We start from the raw sequence: 5,369 nt of genomic DNA, 5'->3' as shown, positions 1-5,369 counted from the left end.
GACTGGAAAGATTGTCCGGCGGTGTCCTACTCTCCCACACCCTCCCGAGTGCAGTACCATCGGCGCTGGAGGGCTTAGCTTCCGGGTTCGGAATGTTGCCGGGCGTTTCCCCTCCGCCATGACCGCCGTAACTCTATCGACATGTCAAACAACCGAGATTCACGGTGTTCGTTTGTCGGGAGTTGCACAGTGGACGCGTAGCAGCTTAGTAGTCAAGTCCTCGGCCTATTAGTACCGGTCAACTGAACCCGTTACCGGGCTTACATTTCCGGCCTATCAACCCAGTCGTCTAGCTGGGGGCCTTACCCCACTCGAAAGTGGGTGGGATACCTCATCTTGAAGCGAGCTTCCCGCTTAGATGCTTTCAGCGGTTATCCCTTCCGAACGTAGCTAACCAGCCGTGCCCCTGGCGGGACAACTGGCACACCAGAGGTTCGTCCGTCCCGGTCCTCTCGTACTAGGGACAGCCCTTCTCAAGTATCCTACGCGCACGGCGGATAGGGACCGAACTGTCTCACGACGTTCTAAACCCAGCTCGCGTACCGCTTTAATGGGCGAACAGCCCAACCCTTGGGACCTGCTACAGCCCCAGGATGCGACGAGCCGACATCGAGGTGCCAAACCATCCCGTCGATATGGACTCTTGGGGAAGATCAGCCTGTTATCCCCGGGGTACCTTTTATCCGTTGAGCGACACCGCTTCCACATGCCAGTGCCGGATCACTAGTCCCGACTTTCGTCCCTGCTCGACCTGTCAGTCTCACAGTCAAGCTCCCTTGTGCACTTGCACTCAACACCTGATTGCCAACCAGGCTGAGGGAACCTTTGGGCGCCTCCGTTACCCTTTAGGAGGCAACCGCCCCAGTTAAACTACCCACCAGACACTGTCCCTGAACCGGATAACGGTCCGAAGTTAGATACCCGAATCAACCAGAGTGGTATTTCAAGATTGCCTCCACCCCAACTGGCGTTGGAGTTTCACCGGCTCCCACCTATCCTACACAAGCTAACTCAGATACCAATGTCAAGCTATAGTAAAGGTCCCGGGGTCTTTCCGTCCTGCCGCGCGTAACGAGCATCTTTACTCGTAATGCAATTTCGCCGGGCCTGTGGTTGAGACAGTGGGGAAGTCGTTACGCCATTCGTGCAGGTCGGAACTTACCCGACAAGGAATTTCGCTACCTTAGGATGGTTATAGTTACCACCGCCGTTTACTGGCGCTTAAGTTCTCCGCTTCGCCCCGAAGAGCTAACAGGTCCCCTTAACGTTCCAGCACCGGGCAGGCGTCAGTCCATATACATCGAATTACTTCTTCGCATGGACCTGTGTTTTTAGTAAACAGTCGCTTCCCCCTGCTCTCTGCGGCCATACAACGCTCCACCCGCGCGGGGCTTCACGTCTCCGGCCCCCCTTCTCCCTAAGTTACGGGGGCAATTTGCCGAGTTCCTTAACCACAGTTCGCCCGATCGCCTCGGTATTCTCTACCTGACCACCTGTGTCGGTTTGGGGTACGGGCCGCTCGGAACTCGCTAGAGGCTTTTCTCGGCAGCATAGGATCACTGACTTCACCTGAATCGGCTCGGCATCACGTCTCAGCCTTAGTGTGCTGCGGATTTGCCTACAGCACGGCCTACACGCTTACCCCGGCACAACCACCGGCCGGGATCAGCTACCTTCCTGCGTCACCCCATCGCTTGACTACTACCCGCCAGGTTCCCACGCTCCCCACCATTGACCCGAAGGTCGCCGGCGGTTCGGGTGGTTAGCACAACGAGGTTCGTCAGGGTCGCTCCTTCGCGGGTACGGGAATATCAACCCGTTGTCCATCGACTACGCCTCTCGGCCTCGCCTTAGGTCCCGACTCACCCAGGGCGGATTAGCCTGGCCCTGGAACCCTTGGTCATCCGGCGGAAGGGTTTCTCACCCTTCTTTCGCTACTCATGCCTGCATTCTCACTCGTGCCGCGTCCACAACTAGGTCACCCCGTTGCTTCACCCCCGGCACGACGCTCCCCTACCCACCCACACACCTGCACCAGATATCAAGACCTGGCAAGGTTATTGTGTGAGTGCCACAGCTTCGGCGGTGTGCTTGAGCCCCGCTACATTGTCGGCGCGGAACCACTTGACCAGTGAGCTATTACGCACTCTTTAAAGGGTGGCTGCTTCTAAGCCAACCTCCTGGTTGTCTATGCGACCCCACATCCTTTTCCACTTAGCACACGCTTAGGGGCCTTAGCTGGTGATCTGGGCTGTTTCCCTCTCGACTACGAAGCTTATCCCCCGCAGTCTCACTGCCGCGCTCTCACTTACCGGCATTCGGAGTTTGGCTGATTTCGGTAAGCTTGTGGGCCCCCTAGACCATCCAGTGCTCTACCTCCGGCAAGAAACACACGACGCTGCACCTAAATGCATTTCGGGGAGAACCAGCTATCACGGAGTTTGATTGGCCTTTCACCCCTAACCACAGGTCATCCCCCAACTTTTCAACGTTGGTGGGTTCGGCCCTCCACGCGGTCTTACCCGCGCTTCAGCCTGCCCATGGCTAGATCACTCCGCTTCGGGTCTAGAGCATGCGACTCAAACGCCCTATTCAGACTCGCTTTCGCTACGGCTCCCCCACACGGGTTAACCTCGCCACATGCCACTAACTCGCAGGCTCATTCTTCAAAAGGCACGCCGTCACCCCGCAAGGCTCCGACGGATTGTAGGCGAACGGTTTCAGGTACTATTTCACTCCCCTCCCGGGGTACTTTTCACCATTCCCTCACGGTACTCGTCCGCTATCGGTCACCAGGAAGTATTTAGGCTTACCAGGTGGTCCTGGCAGATTCACGGCAGATTTCAGGAGTCCGCCGCTACTCGGGAACACCCACAGGAGACCAGCCACTTTCACCTACCGGACTATCACCGCCTACGGTCAGCCTTTCCAGACTGTTCGGCTAGCAACTGGCTTTGTAACTCCTCCAACAGATGTCAGTCTGTTGAGCAGGGTCCCACAACCCCGACCACGCAACCCCTGACAGGTATCACACGCAGCCGGTTTAGCCTCAATCCGCTTTCGCTCGCCACTACTCACGGAATCACTCTTTGTTTTCTCTTCCTACGGGTACTGAGATGTTTCACTTCCCCGCGTTCCCCCCACACACCCTATGTGTTCAGGTGCGGGTGACTGGACATGACTCCAGCCGGGTTCCCCCATTCGGACACCCTGGGATCACAGCTCGGTTGACAGCTCCCCCAGGCCTATCGCGGCCTCCCACGTCCTTCATCGGCTCCTGGTGCCAAGGCATCCACCGTTCGCCCTTGACAACTTGACCACAAAGATGCTCGCGTCCACTGTGCAATTCTCAACAAACGACCAACCCACAACCCACAAGCCCCACACCTATGACCCCCAACGGATCCCGGTTTGCGGGGCCAGGCCATGCCTGGCGCCTCGGCGAACTCACGCTCGCCTCACGGCTCTGAAAGACAACCCACGGTTGTTCTTTCAGGACCCAACAGGGTGCTTTGCATCCCCCCCAGCCGCACCAGGACTTCGTTCCACACCACCCGAGGGTGGCCGTACTAGAAGGAACCCGGCCGTTGCCAGGGAAAGACTCGCCAGTGTCTCCGCCAATGAGCACCCCGACCCGACATTCGCAGGTCGCGGGCTCCATGCCGTCTTTCGACGGATGGTGCTCCTTAGAAAGGAGGTGATCCAGCCGCACCTTCCGGTACGGCTACCTTGTTACGACTTCGTCCCAATCGCCAGCCCCACCTTCGACGGCTCCCTCCCTGACGGGTTGGGCCACCGGCTTCGGGTGTTGCCGACTTTCGTGACGTGACGGGCGGTGTGTACAAGGCCCGGGAACGTATTCACCGCAGCGTTGCTGATCTGCGATTACTAGCGACTCCGACTTCACGGGGTCGAGTTGCAGACCCCGATCCGAACTGAGACCGGCTTTTTGGGATTCGCTCCACCTCACGGTATCGCAGCCCATTGTACCGGCCATTGTAGCATGCGTGAAGCCCTGGACATAAGGGGCATGATGACTTGACGTCATCCCCACCTTCCTCCGAGTTGACCCCGGCAGTCTTCGATGAGTCCCCGCCATAACGCGCTGGCAACATCGAACGAGGGTTGCGCTCGTTGCGGGACTTAACCCAACATCTCACGACACGAGCTGACGACAGCCATGCACCACCTGTCACCGGCCCCGAAGGACCCCCCATCTCTGGAGGATTTCCGGCGATGTCAAACCCAGGTAAGGTTCTTCGCGTTGCATCGAATTAATCCGCATGCTCCGCCGCTTGTGCGGGCCCCCGTCAATTCCTTTGAGTTTTAGCCTTGCGGCCGTACTCCCCAGGCGGGGCGCTTAATGCGTTAGCTGCGGCACAGGGAACCGGAGAGGCCCCCCACACCTAGCGCCCAACGTTTACAGCGTGGACTACCAGGGTATCTAATCCTGTTCGCTCCCCACGCTTTCGCTCCTCAGCGTCAGTATCGGCCCAGAGACCCGCCTTCGCCACCGGTGTTCCTCCTGATATCTGCGCATTTCACCGCTACACCAGGAATTCCAGTCTCCCCTACCGAACTCTAGCCTGCCCGTATCGACTGCAGGCCCGCAGTTGAGCTGCGGGTTTTCACAGTCGACGCGACAAGCCGCCTACGAGCTCTTTACGCCCAATAAATCCGGACAACGCTCGCGCCCTACGTCTTACCGCGGCTGCTGGCACGTAGTTGGCCGGCGCTTCTTCTGCAGGTACCGTCACTTACGCTTCGTCCCTGCTGAAAGAGGTTTACAACCCGAAGGCCGTCATCCCTCACGCGGCGTCGCTGCATCAGGCTTCCGCCCATTGTGCAATATTCCCCACTGCTGCCTCCCGTAGGAGTCTGGGCCGTGTCTCAGTCCCAGTGTGGCCGGTCGCCCTCTCAGGCCGGCTACCCGTCGTCGCCTTGGTAGGCCATCACCCCACCAACAAGCTGATAGGCCGCGAGCCCATCCCAGGCCGAAAAACTTTCCACCCACCACCATGCGGTAGCAGGTCCTATTCGGTATTAGCCCCGGTTTCCCGGGGTTATCCCAAAGCCTAGGGCAGGTTGCTCACGTGTTACTCACCCGTTCGCCGCTCGAGTACCCCGAAGGGCCTTTCCGCTCGACTTGCATGTGTTAAGCACGCCGCCAGCGTTCGTCCTGAGCCAGGATCAAACTCTCCAACAAAAACTTGTTGAACAATCAACCCCAGCAACAAAAGTGTTGCCAAAGGAATCCCAACCAGCCAAACCAAAAGGCCTGACCAGTCCGGGGTATAAACAATTTGGCACTGGCTTATCAAGCACCCTGTTGAGTTCTCAAAGAACAACCACACACCAACCAGAAACCC

The 5,369-nt window shown here is 58.2% G+C and carries 3 rRNA genes; all 3 read right to left on the bottom strand.

Annotated elements, in window-relative coordinates:
- Positions 1-13 precede the first annotated feature (13 nt).
- A 5S ribosomal RNA gene (rrf, locus tag FXF52_RS40255) occupies positions 14-130 on the bottom strand.
- Between the two features lie 78 nt (positions 131-208).
- Positions 209-3,319 (bottom strand): 23S ribosomal RNA (locus FXF52_RS40250).
- Between the two features lie 371 nt (positions 3,320-3,690).
- Positions 3,691-5,206: ribosomal RNA gene (locus FXF52_RS40245) — 16S ribosomal RNA — on the bottom strand.
- The 16S, 23S and 5S rRNA genes sit together here, the layout of an rRNA operon.
- Between the last annotated feature and the right edge of the window lie 163 nt (positions 5,207-5,369).

It is taken from the genome of Micromonospora sp. MP36, from assembly GCF_008119785.1.
Lineage (GTDB): Bacteria > Actinomycetota > Actinomycetes > Mycobacteriales > Micromonosporaceae > Micromonospora.
Note: the sequence above shows the minus strand (reverse complement) of the source record. Positions and strands in the feature narration are given on the sequence as shown.